Annotated in this window: 15 protein-coding genes and 1 pseudogene; 6 read left to right on the top strand and 10 right to left on the bottom strand. The window is 72.6% G+C overall.

The window, feature by feature from the left end:
• Positions 1-38 precede the first annotated feature (38 nt).
• The 4 genes from I4Q55_RS09840 to I4Q55_RS09850 all read left to right on the top strand — a co-directional run bounded on the left by I4Q55_RS09840 (position 39) and on the right by I4Q55_RS09850 (position 5,068).
• Entirely contained in the window at positions 39-1,058 is a 1,020-nt protein-coding gene (locus I4Q55_RS09840; RefSeq protein ID WP_206785973.1) for a pectinesterase family protein, read from the top strand.
• 136 nt (positions 1,059-1,194) lie between these two features.
• The gene (locus I4Q55_RS50140; RefSeq protein WP_277991869.1) at positions 1,195-1,329 is read left to right on the top strand and encodes a hypothetical protein; all 135 of its coding nucleotides are present in this window, start codon (positions 1,195-1,197) and stop codon (positions 1,327-1,329) included.
• A 17-nt stretch (positions 1,330-1,346) separates the two neighbouring features.
• Positions 1,347-2,147, top strand: a complete 801-nt coding sequence (locus tag I4Q55_RS09845; protein WP_206785975.1) for a family 16 glycosylhydrolase — start codon at positions 1,347-1,349, stop codon at positions 2,145-2,147.
• Positions 2,148-2,179: 32 nt separating this feature from the next.
• Positions 2,180-5,068 carry a beta-galactosidase gene (locus tag I4Q55_RS09850; protein WP_206785977.1) on the top strand — a complete coding sequence of 963 codons (2,889 nt, stop codon included), beginning with the start codon at positions 2,180-2,182 and terminating at the stop codon, positions 5,066-5,068.
• Here I4Q55_RS09850 and I4Q55_RS09855 read toward each other — a convergent pair.
• Positions 5,048-6,247, bottom strand: a complete 1,200-nt coding sequence (locus I4Q55_RS09855) for an amidohydrolase family protein (RefSeq protein WP_206785979.1) — start codon at positions 6,245-6,247, stop codon at positions 5,048-5,050. The two genes, I4Q55_RS09850 and I4Q55_RS09855, sit on opposite strands and share 21 nt — an antisense overlap.
• Before the next feature lie 115 nt (positions 6,248-6,362).
• On the opposite strand from I4Q55_RS09855, the gene I4Q55_RS09860 reads away from it, so the two are divergent.
• Positions 6,363-6,755 carry an STAS domain-containing protein gene (locus I4Q55_RS09860; protein ID WP_206785981.1) on the top strand — a complete coding sequence of 131 codons (393 nt, stop codon included), beginning with the start codon at positions 6,363-6,365 and terminating at the stop codon, positions 6,753-6,755.
• On the opposite strand, the gene I4Q55_RS09865 is transcribed toward I4Q55_RS09860, so the two are convergent.
• The 3 genes and pseudogenes from I4Q55_RS09865 to I4Q55_RS49080 form a co-directional block, all read right to left on the bottom strand.
• Complete coding sequence (locus I4Q55_RS09865; RefSeq protein ID WP_206785983.1) at positions 6,752-7,165, bottom strand: hypothetical protein; 414 nt, start codon at positions 7,163-7,165, stop codon at positions 6,752-6,754. The genes I4Q55_RS09860 and I4Q55_RS09865 overlap by 4 nt on opposite strands.
• A 62-nt stretch (positions 7,166-7,227) precedes the next feature.
• On the bottom strand, positions 7,228-7,725 hold the full coding sequence (locus I4Q55_RS49070; protein WP_242545699.1) for a universal stress protein: 498 nt from the start codon (positions 7,723-7,725) through the stop codon (positions 7,228-7,230).
• Positions 7,720-8,087, bottom strand: a pseudogene (locus I4Q55_RS49080) (universal stress protein); the annotation flags it as partial. The pseudogene I4Q55_RS49080 and the gene I4Q55_RS49070, both read right to left, overlap by 6 nt.
• A gap of 184 nt (positions 8,088-8,271) precedes the next feature.
• On the opposite strand from I4Q55_RS49080, the gene I4Q55_RS09875 reads away from it, so the two are divergent.
• Positions 8,272-9,051 (top strand): A24 family peptidase, encoded by a 780-nt coding sequence (locus I4Q55_RS09875; RefSeq protein WP_206785985.1) that lies wholly within the window; start codon positions 8,272-8,274, stop codon positions 9,049-9,051.
• A gap of 4 nt (positions 9,052-9,055) precedes the next feature.
• Here I4Q55_RS09875 and I4Q55_RS09880 read toward each other — a convergent pair whose 3' ends face one another.
• From I4Q55_RS09880 to I4Q55_RS09905, 6 genes are read right to left on the bottom strand one after another with little or no spacing between them, the layout of a single operon-like run.
• Positions 9,056-11,059 carry a hypothetical protein gene (locus tag I4Q55_RS09880; protein WP_206785987.1) on the bottom strand — a complete coding sequence of 668 codons (2,004 nt, stop codon included), beginning with the start codon at positions 11,057-11,059 and terminating at the stop codon, positions 9,056-9,058.
• The gene (locus I4Q55_RS09885; RefSeq protein ID WP_206785989.1) at positions 11,056-11,679 is read right to left on the bottom strand and encodes a prepilin-type N-terminal cleavage/methylation domain-containing protein; all 624 of its coding nucleotides are present in this window, start codon (positions 11,677-11,679) and stop codon (positions 11,056-11,058) included. The genes I4Q55_RS09880 and I4Q55_RS09885 overlap by 4 nt, the downstream gene beginning before the upstream one ends.
• Positions 11,673-12,116 (bottom strand): prepilin-type N-terminal cleavage/methylation domain-containing protein, encoded by a 444-nt coding sequence (locus I4Q55_RS09890; RefSeq protein ID WP_206785991.1) that lies wholly within the window; start codon positions 12,114-12,116, stop codon positions 11,673-11,675. Before I4Q55_RS09890 ends, I4Q55_RS09885 begins: the two co-directional genes overlap by 7 nt.
• A complete protein-coding gene (locus I4Q55_RS09895; protein ID WP_206785993.1) occupies positions 12,116-13,321 on the bottom strand; it encodes a type II secretion system F family protein in 1,206 nt (401 codons plus the stop codon). The genes I4Q55_RS09890 and I4Q55_RS09895 overlap by 1 nt, the downstream gene beginning before the upstream one ends.
• The gene (locus I4Q55_RS09900) at positions 13,318-14,847 is read right to left on the bottom strand and encodes a GspE/PulE family protein (protein WP_206785995.1); all 1,530 of its coding nucleotides are present in this window, start codon (positions 14,845-14,847) and stop codon (positions 13,318-13,320) included. Before I4Q55_RS09900 ends, I4Q55_RS09895 begins: the two co-directional genes overlap by 4 nt.
• The gene (locus I4Q55_RS09905) at positions 14,844-15,932 is read right to left on the bottom strand and encodes a type IV pilus twitching motility protein PilT (RefSeq protein WP_206785997.1); all 1,089 of its coding nucleotides are present in this window, start codon (positions 15,930-15,932) and stop codon (positions 14,844-14,846) included. Before I4Q55_RS09905 ends, I4Q55_RS09900 begins: the two co-directional genes overlap by 4 nt.
• Between the last annotated feature and the right edge of the window lie 22 nt (positions 15,933-15,954).

The raw sequence follows: 15,954 nt of genomic DNA on the forward strand, positions 1-15,954 counted from the left end.
CGTCCGGTACCCCCGGCGCGTTCCACCGTGGAGGCGTCATGCTGAAGACCCTGCTCGTCGCGTCGGTGCTCGCCGGGGCGTCGCTCGCCGCCCCGCCGGCCGGAGCGGCGGCGAACGTCGTCGTGGCCAAGGACGGCTCGGGCAGCCACACCACCGTGCAGGCCGGGATCAACGCGGTTTCGGCGGGCGGCACGATCTCGATCAAGCCCGGGACCTACCGCGAAGTGATCTCGGTGCCCGCGAGCAAGACGGGGATCACCCTGCGCGGCACCACCGGGAAGGCCGCCGACGTCGTCGTCGACTACGACAACGCCAGCGGGACGAAGAAACCCGACGGCTCGACGTACGGCACCTCCGGCAGCGCGACCGCGACGATCGCCGCGAACGGCTTCACCGCCACCGCGCTGACCTTCCGCAACTCCTTCGACCGGGGCGCCCACCCGGAGATCAAGGACACCCAGGCGGTCGCGGTCAAGACCACCGGCGACCGGATGGTCTTCGACAACGTCACCTTCCTCGGCCACCAGGACACCCTGCACGCCGACACCGCCGCCGTCGGCAGCATCGGGCGCCAGTACTACCGCAACTGCGCCATCAGCGGCGACGTCGACTTCATCTTCGGCCGCGCGACCGCGGTGTTCGACCGGGCGACGATCACCGCGCTCGACCGCGGCTCCAGCTCCAACAACGGGTACCTGACCGCGGCCAGCACCCGGCGGGCCAACCCGTACGGCTTCCTGATCGTCGGCAGCAAGGTCGTGAGCTCGGCCGCCAAGGCCAGTTTCCACCTCGGCCGCCCGTGGCACCCGGGCGGCGACGTCGACGCCATCGCCCAGGTCGTGATCCGCGAGACGGCCCTGCCGGCCGCGATCAAGCCGGCGCCGTGGACCGACATGTCGGGCTTCTCGTGGAAGGACGCCCGGTTCTTCGAGTACCGCAACACCGGCCCCGGTGCGGGCACCGGCACCGACCGGCCGCAGCTGCCGGCCGCCCAGGCCGGGAACCACACCGCGCGGAAGTACCTCGCGGGCGGCGACGGGTGGAACCCCGTGCGCTGACGTCGTCGGAAGGGGCCGTGCGGGGGAGAACCTCCGTCCGGCCCTTGACGACGGGAACGGAACGGTCAACTATTCACCTGACACCGCTTGTTAGCGTTAACAACGTCCAGGGTCGGCGTCGAACCGAGGACAACCCATGAGCCCTCATGACCGGTCGGCCGGGCAGCTGGACCAACCACGGCATCGTCACACCTCCGCCGCGGAAGCACCCTTCAGCATCCGGCACGGCGGTTACTACTACGACAGCGCCGGCCGGCCCTACGTGTACTGAAACCCCGGGAGGCAACGATGCCCCACACCCGCAGGACGATCCTCGCCGCCGGCGCCGCCGGGCTCGCCACCGCCGCGTTCGGCGGCCGGGCCTCGGCCGCCGGGTTCGAAACCGTGCTGGACGGCACCTTCGCGAACTACAGCACGCTGCAGGCCGCGTGGAACTACCGCTACCCGTGGGGCTCGGACCACAACGGCACCGCCCGGATGTACGCCAGTTCGTCCGACCACAGCCAGGTCTACCTCGAGTCCGGCGGTGTGCTGGTCCTGAAGGCGACGCGGATCAGTGGCAACGAGGGGAACAGCTCGAAGGACCCGTACCTGCCGATCCACTACCACTCCGGCGCGATCCACGCCAAGCAGCAGATCACGGTGACCGACCAGTTTCCGCAGTGGGAGGTCCGCGGCGAGTTCCAGGCACCGTCGGCGCGGGGCACCTGGCCCGCGTTCTGGCTGACCGGCGCCACGAGCTGGCCGCCGGAGAGCGACATCCTCGAGTTCAAGGGCGACGCGCGCAACTGGTTCAACACCTACAAGAACGCCAGTGGCGGCTGGTCCAACACGATCGTCGGGGTGAGCAACCCTGGCGGCTGGCACGGCTACCGCGCCTGGATCGCGAAGGTCAACGGGTCCGATGTGGACATCCACTACTACCTCGACGGCAAGTGGGTGGGCCAGCACCGCGGCGCGAACTTCGTCGGCAAGCCCATGTGGCTGATCCTCAACCTGCAGATGGAGGGCTCGTCCGGCTCGCCGGGGCCGACGTCGCCGACCTACTACCGCGCCCGCAACGTCTACGTCGGCCGCAACCGCGTATAACGACCTATTCAGCTCGTCGGGAAAGTGAGTCCATGTACCGGTTCCTGTCGTTCCTGCTCGCTCTGCTCGTCGCGACCGGGCTGTGTGCCGCGCCGACGCCGGCCGCGACGGCCGCACCGGCGAAGCACCAGGTCACGTTCGACAAGTACTCCCTCATGCTGGACGGCCGCCGTCAGGTCGTCTGGTCGGGGGAGTTCCACCCGTTCCGGCTGCCGAGCCCGGACCTGTGGCGGGACGTGCTGCAGAAGATGAAGGCCACCGGCTACAACGCGGTCTCGATCTACTTCGACTGGAACTACCACTCGCCCGCGCCGGGGGTGTACGACTTCACCGGCGTCCGGGACATGGACCGGGTGCTCGACCTCGCCGCCGAAGCGGGGCTGTACGTCATCGCGCGGCCCGGGCCGTACATCAACGCCGAGGTCACCGGCGGCGGCTTCCCGGCCTGGCTGAGCACCCAGGCCGGCCGGGCCCGCAGCGACGCGCCCGACTACCTCGCCGCGGCCGACGAGTGGCTCACCGCGATCGACCGGATCATCGCCCGCCACCAGTACACCGACGGCCGCGGCTCGGTGATCCTGTACCAGATCGAGAACGAGCTGGCCGCGACCGGGACGGCGCAACGCAACTACGTCGCGCACCTCTACGACAAGGTGAAGGCCGACGGGATCACCGTGCCGGTCTTCCACAACGACAAGGGCCGCAACGGCATCTGGGTGCCGCCGGGCTCGGGCGTGCCCGGCACCGTCGAAGGCAAGGTCGACCTCTACGCCTTCGACGGCTACCCGGGCGGCACCTGCCGGGCCGACGCGACCCCGGGCAACCCGAACGTGGCGCCGGACTGGGGGACCTACGGACCGGGCGGGGCGAAGGGCGGCGCGAGCGCGTCGCCGAACACGCCCGGGTTCGTCGCCGAGTTCGGCGGCGGCTGGTTCGACTACTGGGGCAGCAACGGCACCTACCCGTGCACCGCGGTGCGGCAGGGCCCGGGCTACGAGCGCGTCTTCTACGGTACGAACCTGGCCAACGGCCTGACGATCCAGAACTTCTACATGACCTTCGGCGGCACGTCGTGGGGCGGCCTCCCGGCGCCGGTCGTCTACAGCTCCTACGACTACGGCGCGGCGATCGACGAAGGGCGTCAGCTGCGGCCGAAGGCGTTGACGATGAAGGAGATCGGCTCCTTCCTGGCCACCGTCCCGGACCTGGCCAAGATGGACCGCGGCGCGCCGGTGACGCCGTCGTCGGCCGCGGTGAAGGTCTACCACAACGTCAACCCGGACACCGGCGTGCACTTCTACCTGCCGGTGCACAACCCGTCGAACGCGACGACGGACGACAGCTTCACCTTTCCACTGTCTACCTCGGACGGTGACTACACGGTGCCGCTGCGGCTGAACGGCCAGGACGCCAAGTACCTGGTCGCGAACTTCGACGTCGCCGGCCAGCACCTGGTGTACTCGACGTCGGAGCTGATGGCCCAGGCCGCCGGGACCGTTCTGCTGCACGGCCGGCCGGGGGAGGACGGCGAGACGGTGCTGCGGTACGCGACCCGGCCGCGCGTGGACGTTCTCGCCGGGGACGTCACGACGACGTGGTCGGGCAACGACCTGCGCCTGAACTACCGCCACGACGGGCTCGCGCGGGTCCGGATCAGCGGTGGCGGCCGCCCGGCCGTCACGCTGCTGCTCGCCGACGACCGTGTCGCGGACACGTTCTGGCCGGTCGGCGGCCTGCTCGTGCGCGGGCCGGACCTGGTGCGGACCGCGCGGGCCGGGCTCGCGCTGACCGGCGACACGAAGGCGCCTCGGGACCTCGAAGTGTGGGGCGCCCGCGGTCCGCTGCTGTGGTGGAACGGCACGCCGGTGCCGATGCGGCCCACGGCGTCGGGCAGCCTGCTGGCGTTGCGGCCGCTGCCCGGACCGGCCGACCCGCGGCTGCCGGAGCTGACCGGCTGGCGCTCGGCGCCGGGTTCGCCGGAAGCCGAGCCGGGGTACGACGACTCGGCGTGGCCGGCCGCGGACCGGACGACGACGAACAGCACCACCCCGCCACCGGCCGGGCAGCCGGTGCTGACCGCGGACGACTACGGCTTCGGCGTCGGCGACGTCTGGTACCGCGGGCGGTTCACCGGGACGCCGGGGGAGCGGGTGAGCTTCCACTACGGCGGTGGCGGCGCGGGGATGCTGCAGGCGTGGCTGGACGGGCAGTACCTCGGGCAGCACGTCCTGCCGTCAGCGCTGGCGGCGCCGCCGACGACGGGCACGGCGGAGTTCGCCGTGCCCGAGGGGTTGCGCGGCGACGGCCCGCACGTGCTGTCGGTGATGGTCCGCAACAACGGCCACAACCAGGACGGCGGCGTCAACGACGCGCACAAGGAAGGCCGCGGGCTCATTTCCGCGTCCCTGCCGGAGGTAGCGTGGAAGCTGCAGGGCGGGACGGCGGACCCGGTGCGTGGCCCGCTGAACAGCGGCGGTCTCGCCGGCGAGCGCGCGGGCCGGCACCTGCCCGGCTTCCCGGACCACGCCTGGGCTCCCGCTGCCGTGCCGGCGGCGGCGGCCGACCCGGGGACGACGTGGTACCGCACGACGTTCTCGCCGCGGATCCCGCGTGACCAGGACACGTCGGTGGGCCTGACGATCGGCGACCCGGCGAAGCCCCGCTCGGGCGGCCGCTACCGGGTGCTGGTGTTCCTCAACGGCTGGAACGTCGGCCAGTACATCGGCGACGTCGGCCCGCAGCACACGTTCGTGCTGCCGACGGGGATCCTCGACCCGCGCGGCCGCAACACCCTGGCCCTGGCGGTGACCAGCGACGGCGGCCCGGGCAACGGCCTGGAGAAGGTCGTGTTGTCGGACCTGGGCACGGCCCGGGGCGGGGTGCCCGTCCGGCCGGTGTCCTCACCCGCGTGGCGGCCGTGAGAGCGCGTCGGTGCGGGCGACGATGTGACCCGCCTTGACGACGAGGTCGCGTGGAGGCCGCGTCACCACGGCGTGGGCCGGGGTCTCCGCGTCGACGACCACGAGATCCGCGACCGAGCCCTCGGCGAGGCCGTAGCCGTCGAGGCCGAGGGCCTTGGCGCCGCCGTAGGTGACCGCTTCCAGGGCCAGCTCGATGTCCTCGTCGCGGCGGAAGGTGCTGCGGTAGGCCAGGTGCATCGCCCGGTCGAGGAGGTCGCCGCTGCCGTACGGGCTCCACAGGTCGCGGATGTCGTCGTGCCCGCAGGCCACGTTCACCCCGGCCGCGCGCAGCTTCTTGACCGGCGGGACCGGGAAGTCGAAGACGGCGGCCGTCGTGATCGTGACGCCCGCTTCCGCCAGGCCCTCGGCCAGCCTGTCCTGCGTCGCGGCATCGGCCTGGCCGAGCGCGTAGGCGTGGCTGACCGTGACCCGCCCGGCGAGGCCGGCCGCCCGCGTCCGTTCGATGATCAGCTCCAGCTCGAACACGCCGAGCGAGCCGGGGTCGTGCAGGTGCAGGTCGATCCGCACGCCGTGCCGTTCGGCGAGGCCGAAGACGACGTCGAGGTGCCGGACCGGGTCCCGGTCCATGCCGGCCGGGTCGATGCCGCCGACCGCGCGCACGCCGAGCTTGATCGCCTCTTCCAGCAGCGCCGCGGTGCCCGGGTTGGTGAGGATGCCGCTCTGCGGGAAGGCGACCTGCTCGACGGTGATCCGCCCGGCCAGCCGCGCGGCGGTGTCCCGGACCACCTCGACCCCGGTGAGCCCGGTACCGGTGTAGACGTCGGTGTGGGTGCGGACATGCGTGGTCCCGGCGGCGGCCATGGTCTCCAGCAACGCGCTGACCCGGGCCGGGTCGGGCAGCCCGAGTTCGGTGCGGCGGAGGCGTTCGTCGCTGATCCGGTCGGCGAGCGCGGGCCCGGCGGAGTGCGGCCGCCACGGCCCGCCGTAGAGCGTCTTGTCCAGGTGGCAGTGGGCTTCGACGAGACCGGGCAGCACGAGCCGGCCGCCGAGCTCGACGACCTCGGCGTCGCCGGCGTCCAGTCCGGGGCCGGCCTTCGTGATGCGGCCGCCCGAGACGAGGAGGTCGGTAGGGCCGCCGGTTCCCCACGGTCGGCCGTCGCGCAGCAGAAGTCCGGGCATCATCGCTCCTCACGGTCGGGTTCCGAGCTTCACACACTCCGGTCCGGTTTGGTGGCCCCGGCGTTGGGGTAGGAGGTGATCACCGGCTGTTGATCCCCGTGGAAGGAGCCCTTCGATGAGCGCCCTCGACCTGTCCGCGATGTTGCTGACCGCGACGACCGCGGAGCCCCGCCCAGGGACGGTGCGGGTCACGGTGGCGGGCGAAATCGACATGGCGACGCGCCCGCGTCTCGACGAGGAACTGGACCGCGCGGTGGCGGCCGCCCCCCGCCTGCTGGTCGTCGACCTGCTGGGCGTGGGGTTCTGCGGCGTGACGGGCGTGGCGTCACTGGGCCGGCTGCGGGCCCGGTGCGCGGACGCGGGCATCGACCTGGTGCTGAAGCCGTCCGGCGTGGTCCGGCGCGCACTCGACCTCGCGGCGGTCGCGCCGCTGTTCCGGCTGGAGGGCCGGCCGGAGCAGCAGCTCGCCGCCGCCGAAGGTCCGGCCCTCCCCGCCTGCCGCGGCTAGCTGATCGGCACCGTCGCGGTGCAGGACACCGTGCCGTTGTCGAACCTCGCCGACGCCGTGCCCCCGTAGACGGTCGGCACCGTGGTGGTCGTCGGCGTCGTGAACGTGGTGCTCCCGGTCGTGGCCGACGTCCGGGAATACACCGTGGTCGTGGTTGTCCCGCTGCGGTACGAAATCCGCAGGGCGACCGTGCCCGCGGCGTCGCCGATGTACGGCCCCGACGCGGTGTACCCGCCGATGATCCGGTGCTGGCCGCCGACGGTCTCGTACCGGAGGGTGAACGTGCCGCTGTAGTCGGTCGCGTGGCAGACGGCCGTCCGCTGGACGATCGTGGCCGCCTGCGCCGGGGACACCAGCACTGTCGTGCCGGCCAGCAGGGCCAGCAGGCCGGCCTGTACCGCAGTCTTCATCTTGTTCCTCCCACTCGCTCACCCGTCATCCTGCCCGGTGCTGCTTCCGTTCCGCTTCCCCTTTACGCGGTCGTGCGGACCAGGTGGACGGGGCAGGCGGCGTGGTGCAGGAGTGCCTGCCCGGTGGAGCCGAGCAGCAGGCCGGGGAACCCGCCGCGGCCGCGGTCGCCGAGGACGACCAGCTGGGCGCCGCCGCTGCGTTCGAGCAGCTCCTTCCGCGGGTGGGCGTGCACGACGACCTGCTCGACGGCGACGTCACCGGTGTCGTGGGCCAGCACCCGCTCGTCGAGCAGCCGGCGGCCGGCCTCGGTGACGCACCGCGGGTCCCGGTGCGGCGGTGGGCTGTCCGCCCACGCGTGCAGCACGACCAGCGGCGCGCGGCGGAGGCGGGCCTCGGCGAGCGCGGTCTCCAGGACCCGGGCCCCGGCTTCGCTGCCGTCGACGCCGGTGACGACGGGCCGCGCGGCCGCACCGGGCTCGTCCCAGCTGTCCCCGCGGACGACAACGGTGTCGCAGCGGGCGTGCGTCCCGACGGCGGCGGCGACCGAGCCGGCGAGCAGGCTGGTGAGCCTGCCGTGCCCGGCCGACCCGACGACGAGCAGCCCGGCCGACCGCGACGCCTCGATCAGCGCCTGGGCGGCGCGGTCGGGATCGAGCCGGTGCTGGCGTCGGCGACGCCCTGCGCGGCGGCGAGCTCCCGGGCGGTCCGCAGCGCTCGCCGCCCCCGCGCCCGCAGGGCATCGACCATTTCTTCGGGCGGCGGCACCACCCCGCCGGCGAGCAGGGCGGAGACGTCGAGGGCGTGCACGATCTCCAGCGGCGCCTCCCGCAGCCGCGCGGTCCGCGCGGCCCACCGGACGGCATCGAGCGACTCGGCCGACCCATCCACCCCGGCAACGATCGACGATCCGGCGACGGTCATTTCCAGACTGTAGGCCCGCCCGCCCCCTCCGGGGACCCCTCACCCAACAGGCGACACACCGCCGGCCGTGTCGTCCCTCCAATCACGCGTGTCGTCCCTTCAAGCACGCGTGTCGTCCGGTCGCGGACCGGACCGGCGTCCGGCAAGATCTGCGGCGTTCCGCACCCGATCGTGAAGGAGCCCGATGGCGGTGCTGGTCGCGGCGGCCGGGGTGCTCGGCCTGCTCGTCGGGTCGTTCCTGAACGTCGTGATCCACCGGGTGCCGCGCGGGGAGTCGGTCGTCCGGCCGCCGTCGCGCTGCCCCGGCTGCGGGGAGACCGTCAAGGCCCGACACAACGTCCCCGTCCTCGGCTGGCTCGTCCTGCGCGGGCGGTGCGCGGGCTGCGGGACCCGGATCAGCGTCCGGTACCCGCTGGTCGAGCTCGGCACCGCGGTGCTGTTCGCCCTGCTCGCGCTGCGGCTCGACCCGCCGGACCTGCCCGCCTTCCTGTACTTCGGCGCGATCGGGATCGCGCTGGCCCTGATCGACCTCGACGTCCGCCGCCTGCCGAACGCGATCGTGCTGCCGTCCTACCCCGTCCTGCTGGTGCTGCTGACGGCGTCGGCCTGGTGGCGTGAAGACTGGTGGTCCCTGGCCCGCGCCGGGATCGGCGGCGCCGCACTCTTCGCCTGCTACCTCCTGCTCGCGCTGGCCTACCCGGCCGGCATGGGCTTCGGCGACGTCAAGCTCGCGGGCATCCTCGGCGGCGTCCTCGCCTACCTCTCCTGGCCGGCCCTGCTGATCGGGGCGTTCGGCGGGTTCCTGCTCGGCGCCGTCGCCGGTGTCGTCGTGCTGGCGACCCGGAAGGGCGGCCGCAAGACGGCCCTGCCGTTCGGGCCGTTCATGATCGCCGCGGCTCTCGTGGCGATCTTCGCGGCCGGCCCACTCGGTGCGGCGTACCTGCGGCTGACCGGCCTGGCCTGAGCCGTCACCGGTTCCCCGACCAGCTCAGCACCGACACCTGACGCGCCCCCGGCACCGGGTTCGTCGGATCACCGTCCACATAGGCCACGCGCGCCCGGGCCGACGGCGTCCCCGAAGGCGTGCACGTCCCCGCGCCCGGACACACGTACGCCGACAGGTAGACGCCGAAGACGAAGCCGGGCGAGTCGTCCGGCACCTCGATGACCGGCCCGGTGAACGTCACGCTCCCGGTCTCTTTCACCCACAACGACCGCGCGATGACGCCGAAACGGAAGATCGGCTCGGTCGCGTTGTTCAGCGTGATGTCCAGGACGGCCTTCGGCGCGTACGTCGTCCCCTGCACGTAGAACCGATTGCCGGCGTTGTTCACCGCCGTGACCAGCGCACACGCGGCACCGCTCGGGTACATCAGCTGCGTGCACCCGCTCTCCGCACGCAGGGCGGGCGGCGTGTAGGCGAGCTCCAGCTGGAGCGCGTCCACCAGCTCCGTGCCTTCGTGCTTGAGGTTCACGGCGTAGCTCAGCCGGCCGCCGGTGAAGGTGCCGTCGTACACCGCCTGGGCCAGCTGGCTCGTCACGTCGGTGACGTCCGTGGCGGCCGAGCCGTCGTTGGGGGACGACAGGTTCAGCGGGATCGGCGCGCCGCCCGCCGGCGTGAACTGGGCCGTGCGATCGTCCTTGCTCGCGCCGCGGTCGTTGCCGTGGACCACCCGCACCTTCGCCGAAGTCAAGATCGTCCCGGCCGGCGGTGCCGCCGCGGGGGCGAAGCCGGTGGCGGTCAGGGTGGCACTGCCCCCGCTCTTGCCGGGAGCGATCCAGGCCGCCCCGGCGCCGTCCACTGTGGACAGCGCGGTGCCGGTGAAATCGCCCGTCACGGAAGCCGGACCGAGCGTCGCCGTCACCGGTGACTCCGCCCCCGAGGTCAGCCCGTGGAGCGCGACCGGCGGCCGGTCCGCGCGGTACGTGCCGCAGATCTCCGCCTGCCCGGCCTTCACCGCCAGCCGGCTGTCCCCGCCGAAGACGAACTGGACGCCGACCGCCTTCGCGTCCTCGATCGGGTTGCTGCAGGCGCCGGGGATCTTCGCCGGCACCGGCGGCTTGGCGATGACCCGCCCGCTCTCGTCCACCGGCGTGCCGGCGACCAGGAAGCCGTTGTCGATCGTCCAGACGTCGTCGCCGGCGGGCAGCGACGGCGGCCGGACCGCGGCGCTGTTGTGGAAGTCGAAGTAGTACGTGCCGGGCGTGAACCACCACGTGCTGTCCTTGCACTTGCTGCTGCTGGACATCATCGCCGACAGCCCGGCCGCGTCGTCGTAGTACCCGGGCTGGAAGGTGACCAGCGAACCGGCCTTGGTGCACGGCGGCAGCGGCTGCCGCGGCGGCACGGACGTCAACGCCGGCGCGTAGCCCGGGTCGGCGCCGAGGCCCGACCCGCCGTACCCGCACGACGGCGCGGGCGTGCTCCGGATCGTGCCCGCGCAGGCATCCCGCGCGTACACCGCGGTGTTCGTGTCGAGCGAGCCGTTGACCACGCGGATGTTCGAATTCGAGTACACGACGCCGTGGACGCGGAACGCCGAGCCGGTCGGCTGCTGGATGTTGAGCCCGTCCTCGCCGCCGGTGCCGAGGGTGAGGATCGCGTTGCCCGGCCGGTTGCACACACTCAGGGACGGGCACTGGATCAGCACCTTCGCCGGATCGGCGGTGCACGACACGGCGGCCGGGCCGGCGCCGCCGAAGTCCGGCAGCGTCAGCGTGTCGGACCCGCCGAAGCAGTGCTCGCCGGCCGCGCCGGTGAACGTGCCGTTGCGGATCGCGTTGATCCCCGCCTGCAGCGCGCCGTCGGCCGTGTAGGCGGACGCGGCCTGGTCGCGCAGGGCGACCGTGGTGCGGACGCTGGTGTCGGCGAACGACAGCAGGGCCCCGAGCACCACCGCGATCACCGTGACCAGCACGAGCACCAGGGGCAGCGCGGCCCCGGCGTCGTCGCCCTTCCACCGGCGCTTCATGTCTGCCTCCGTTGCCCGAACAGGGTGATGGGGTAGGGGTCGGCGTGGTCCGCCACAGCCGTGAAGGTGAACTTCACCCAAAGCGGCACGGCCGCGCCGGCGCACGCGCTGGAACAGGTGACCACCGGCGTGGCCGGGTCGACGTGGTGGGCGACCACCGCGTCGGACACCGTCGCGGAATCCAGGCAGCGCAACCGGTGCAGCTCGGTGCCGGCCAGGTAGTAGGCGACGATCGCGGTGCGCCGGGTCGCGGCCGGCGTGCTGGTGTCCCAGTCGTCGGACAGCAGCCGGACGACCGAAACCGGCGTCGACGCCGTGCCGCAGACGTGGGCGCCGCTGTCGTAGGCCGCATCGAGCTGGATCGACGGCGAGTACGGGACCTTGCCGTTCGCCACCGCTCCCGAGTAGTCGCGCAGGCCGACCGCGGCGACGTCCTGGGCGAAGAACGCCGCGCTCTGCTGGGCGTCGTGGGAGACGGCCAGCCGGGCGGACGTCGCGTCGGTGTTCTGGATCGAAACGATCACCGCGTTGGCGATCGGGGCCGCGACCACGCCGAGGATGACGACGACGATCAGCAGCTCGACCAGCGTGAACCCGGCGTCGGACCGGCGGCTCAGCACAGCGGCTCCCCGAGCCCGCACCGCTTGCGCACGACGACGGCCAGCCGTTCGCTCGCCCGGCCGTCGCCGCTGGCGACCTGGAGGGTCACCTGCTGCAGCCCGGTGTCGGTGCCGCAGGTCGCCGACCACGCCGAGCCGGTCCAGTACCGCACCGACGTCACGGAGCTGGTGAACCCGGGCGGCACGGTGAACCCGGCCGGCGCGGCGTACTTCGCCGGCGCGGCGCACTCGAAGTAGCCGCCCGCCATGACGGCCTCGCCGAAGTCGCGCACCCCGGCGCCGGCCGTCGCCTGCTTGCGGTGGACGTCGGACATGAACACGCTCACCCCGATCCCGCCGACGATCGCGACGACCGCGACGCCCATGATCGCCACCGCGATCAGGAGTTCGAGGAGGCTCTCGCCCCGATCGTCGGTGTTCATCAGAGGCGTGTTCATCAGACGTGCACCTGGTCGAAGATCCCGTACATCGCCGAGACGAGCGCGACCGCGACGAACCCGACGACCAGGCCCATCACGACGATGACGGCCGGCTCGAACAGCGCGGTGAGCTTCTTCAGCCGGTAGTCCAGCTCGCCTTCGTAGTACTCGGCGGTGACCTCGAGCTGCGTGTCGAGGGTGCCGGTGTCCTCGCCGACGCGGATCATCTGCGCGGCGGTCACCGGGAACAGCCCGGAGCCGGTGAGCGGGCGCGAAAGACCTTCGCCGGCGAGCACCGCGTACCCGACCCGGGTGAGCGCGCGCATGAACACGCGGTTGCGCAGGGAGTCCGTCGCGACCCGCAGGGCCTCCGGCAGCGGGACCCCGGCGCTCACCATCGAGGAGAGGATCCGGCAGAACCGTTCGACCAGCGCGTGCCGCACGGTCGGGCCGATGGCCGGGACGGCGAGCAGCGCGCGGTCGCGGGCGTACCGGCCGCGCGGCGTGCGCACGGCGAGGGCGTACAGCGCGATCACGGCCAGCAGCCCGGCCAGCAGCGCCCACCACCACTGGCCCAGGAAGTCGGTGACGGCCAGCAGCAGCCGCGTCGGCAGCGGCAGTTCGGCGTCGAGGCTCGCGAAGAACGCCTTGAACCGCGGCAGCACGAAGGTGGCGAGCACGACGACGGTGACGACCGCCATCAGCGCGATCATCGCCGGGTAGATCAGCGCCGCCTTGATCTTGCGCCGGGCTTCGAGGTCGCGCTCGAGGTAGTCGGCCAGCCGGTCGAGGACGACGTCGAGCTGCCCGGTGAGCTCCGCCGAGCGCAGGATCTCGCGGTAGAACTCGGGGAAGATCTTCGGGTGCCGGTCGATGCAGTCCGACAGCCGGTCGCCGCCGCGCAGGCCCTGCTCGACCGAGCGCAGCATCCGGGCCACCGAGGAGTTCGCGGCCTCGTCGCCGAGGATCCGGACCGCGTCGATCAGCGGCAGCCCGGCCCGGACGAACGCGCCGAGCTGGCGCGAAAGGTGCATGACGACCTCGCGCTTCACCCGCGGCGCGGTCAGCTCCCGGCTCAGCACGCTCTTCTTCTCGGTGACCTCGATGTCCCGCAGCTCGCGTTCGTACAGCGCGAGGACGGCGGAGTCGGCGTCGGCGGCCTTCTGCACGCCGCGGGTGCGCTGCCCGTCCGGGCCGGTGGCGACGTAGGCGTACCGGTTCATCGGGCCCCTCCGGTGAGGTAGATCGACCGCAGCACCTCGGCCGGGGTGGTGACACCCTCGGCGACCAGCCGCAGGGCTTCGTCCTGCAGCGTCCGCATACCTTCCTTGCGGGCCAGTTCGTGCACCTCGCGGTGTGGCGCGCTCTCCAGCACCAGCGTGCGGATCCCGTCGCTGACCGGCATCAGCTCGTAGACGCCGGTGCGGTCGAGGAACCCGGTCCGCGCGCAGAAGTTGCAGCCCGCCCCGCGGACGAAGCCGCCCTCCGGCTCGTCCGCGCCGAGCGAGTCCATGAAGGACAGTTCCTCGGCCGAGGGCGAGTAGTACTCGCGGCACCGCAGGCAGATCCGCCGGACCAGCCGCTGGGCGAGCACCGCGGTGACCGACGACGCCACGAGGAAGTTCTCGATCCCCATGTCCAGCAGCCGGTGCAGCGCCGACGCCGCGTCGGTGGCGTGCAGCGACGACAGCACGAAGTGCCCGGTCAGCGCGGACTGCACGGCGATGCGCGCGGTGTCGACGTCGCGGACTTCGCCGACGAGGATGACGTCCGGGTCCTGCCGCAGGATCGACTTCAGGCCGTCGGCGAAGGTGACGCCGGCCTGCTCGTTGATCTGGATCTGGTTGATCGAGGACATGGTGTACTCGACCGGGTCCTCGATGGTCATGATGTTGCGCTCGCTGCTGTCGAGCTCGCCCAGCGAGCCGTAGAGCGTGGTGGTCTTGCCGCTGCCGGTCGGCCCGGCGCAGATCACCATGCCGTAGGGCGACTGCAGCACCGCCGAGTAACGCGCCGCCATCTCCGCGGGCATGCCGAGCTGGGGCAGCCGGAACAGCGGGCGGCTCTTGTCGAGCAGCCGCAGTACGACCTTCTCGCCGCCGACGACCGGCGTGCTCGCCACCCGGATGTCCACCGGCCGGTCTTCGACGTCGGTGCTGATCTGGCCGTCCTGCGGGCGGCGCCGCTCGACGATGTTCATCCCGGCGAGGATCTTGATCCGGCTGGTGACCGCGGGCCCCATCGAGTCGGGCAGGTCGAGGACGTCGTGGAGCACGCCGTCGATGCGGTAGCGGACCCGGATCCGCTCGGCCTGCGGCTCGACGTGGATGTCGGACGCCCGGTCGCGCAGCGCCTGCTTGATCATGAGGGCGACGACGTGCACGACCGGCGCGTCGTCGTTCGCGGCGGCCGGCGCTTCGGCGCGGGCCGCGTCACGGCGGACGGCGTCCCGCGCCTCGAACGCCTTGACCTGCTGGTCGACGCCCGTGAGCGCGCGGTAGGTGCGGCCGATGGTGGCGACGATGTCGGCCCGATCGGCGACGGCGACGGTGACCGGGCGGCCGAGCGCCTGCTGCAGCGCGGGCGCGGTGGCGGCGTCGGCCACCGCGACCAGCACGGTGTCTTCGCGGACGGTCAGCGGGATCGCGCAGAGCTCGCGGGCCTTCGCCTCGCCGAGCAGGTCGGCGGCGGCGCGGTCCGGGGTCACCGTGCGGAGGTCGACGGTGCGGGGCTGCGTGCGGAGCCTCATGCCGGCACGCTCCGGGGGAGCGGCCGCGGGTCGATGTCCTGCGGGTGGAGGCTGCGGGCGGCGGCGTCGGCCGGGGTGACCAGACCGGCGGCGACGAGCGCGGACAGCGACTGCTCCAGCGTCACCATGCCCTCGCGGCGCCCGGTCACGAGCGCGTTGCGCAGCTGGTGCGGCTTGCCTTCCTTGATGAGGTTGCGGACGGCGGTGGTGGCGACCAGGACTTCGAAGGCGGCGACGAGCCCGCCACCGATGCGCGGGATCAGCCGCTGGTGGACGATGCCGGTGAGGGCGGCGGCGAGCTGCACGCGGACCTGCTCCTGCTGCCCGGCCGGGAAGACGTCGATCATCCGCGCGAGGGACTGCGCGGTGTCGTTGGTGTGCAGCGTGGCGAAGACGAGGTGCCCGGTCTCGGCGATGGTGAGGGCGAAGCGAATCGACTCGAGGTCGCGCATTTCGCCGACCAGCAAGACGTCGGGGTCCTCGCGCAACGCGCTGCGCAGCGCCGAAGGGAAGGAGTCGGTGTCGGTGCCGACCTCGCGCTGGTTGACCGCCGAGCGGCGGTGTTCGTGCACGTACTCGATCGGGTCCTCGACGGTGAGGATGTGGCAGGCGCGTTCGGTGTTGATCCGGTCGATGACGGCGGCGAGCGTCGTCGACTTCCCGGAACCGGTCGGCCCGGTGACGAGCACGAGTCCCTGGTGGCGGCGGGCGAAGTCGGCGAGGACGGGAGGCAGGCCGAGGTCGGCCATGCCGGGGATCCGGCGCGGGATCATCCGCAGCGCGACGACGGTCTCGCCGCGCTGGGTGAAGGCGTTCCCGCGGACGCGGGCTTCGTCGCGCCAGCCGAAGGAGAAGTCGAATTCGCGGGCGGCGCGCCAGGCGAGAGCCTGGTCGTCGGTGAGGAGCTCGCCGAGCAGGGCGCGGGTGTCCTCACCGGTGAGGACGGGGTGGCCGGGGACCGCGGAGAGGTCACCGTGCACGCGCAGCTGGGGCGGCAGTCCGGCGGTGAGCAGCAGGTCGGTGCCACGCGCCTGCCACAGCGCCTCGAGCAGGCCGTCGACGCGGCTGCCGATCTGGGTGGGCATGGGTTTCCCTCCGGGGCGAGGT

The sequence above is a fragment of the Amycolatopsis sp. MtRt-6 genome, from assembly GCF_017308975.1.
GTDB lineage: Bacteria > Actinomycetota > Actinomycetes > Mycobacteriales > Pseudonocardiaceae > Amycolatopsis.

Excerpts from the sequence above, each read along its gene's own strand:
- I4Q55_RS09840 (WP_206785973.1), top strand. The coding sequence starts at position 39 with ATGCTGAAGACCCTGCTCGTCGCGTCGGTGCTCGCCGGGGCGTCGCTC.
- I4Q55_RS50140 (WP_277991869.1), top strand. The coding sequence starts at position 1,195 with ATGAGCCCTCATGACCGGTCGGCCGGGCAGCTGGACCAACCACGGCAT.
- I4Q55_RS09845 (WP_206785975.1), top strand. The coding sequence starts at position 1,347 with ATGCCCCACACCCGCAGGACGATCCTCGCCGCCGGCGCCGCCGGGCTC.
- I4Q55_RS09850 (WP_206785977.1), top strand. The coding sequence starts at position 2,180 with ATGTACCGGTTCCTGTCGTTCCTGCTCGCTCTGCTCGTCGCGACCGGG.
- I4Q55_RS09855 (WP_206785979.1), bottom strand. The coding sequence starts at position 6,247 with ATGCCCGGACTTCTGCTGCGCGACGGCCGACCGTGGGGAACCGGCGGC.
- I4Q55_RS09860 (WP_206785981.1), top strand. The coding sequence starts at position 6,363 with ATGAGCGCCCTCGACCTGTCCGCGATGTTGCTGACCGCGACGACCGCG.
- I4Q55_RS09865 (WP_206785983.1), bottom strand. The coding sequence starts at position 7,165 with ATGAAGACTGCGGTACAGGCCGGCCTGCTGGCCCTGCTGGCCGGCACG.
- I4Q55_RS09875 (WP_206785985.1), top strand. The coding sequence starts at position 8,272 with ATGGCGGTGCTGGTCGCGGCGGCCGGGGTGCTCGGCCTGCTCGTCGGG.
- I4Q55_RS09880 (WP_206785987.1), bottom strand. The coding sequence starts at position 11,059 with ATGAAGCGCCGGTGGAAGGGCGACGACGCCGGGGCCGCGCTGCCCCTG.
- I4Q55_RS09890 (WP_206785991.1), bottom strand. The coding sequence starts at position 12,116 with ATGAACACGCCTCTGATGAACACCGACGATCGGGGCGAGAGCCTCCTC.
- I4Q55_RS09895 (WP_206785993.1), bottom strand. The coding sequence starts at position 13,321 with ATGAACCGGTACGCCTACGTCGCCACCGGCCCGGACGGGCAGCGCACC.
- I4Q55_RS09900 (WP_206785995.1), bottom strand. The coding sequence starts at position 14,847 with ATGAGGCTCCGCACGCAGCCCCGCACCGTCGACCTCCGCACGGTGACC.
- I4Q55_RS09905 (WP_206785997.1), bottom strand. The coding sequence starts at position 15,932 with ATGCCCACCCAGATCGGCAGCCGCGTCGACGGCCTGCTCGAGGCGCTG.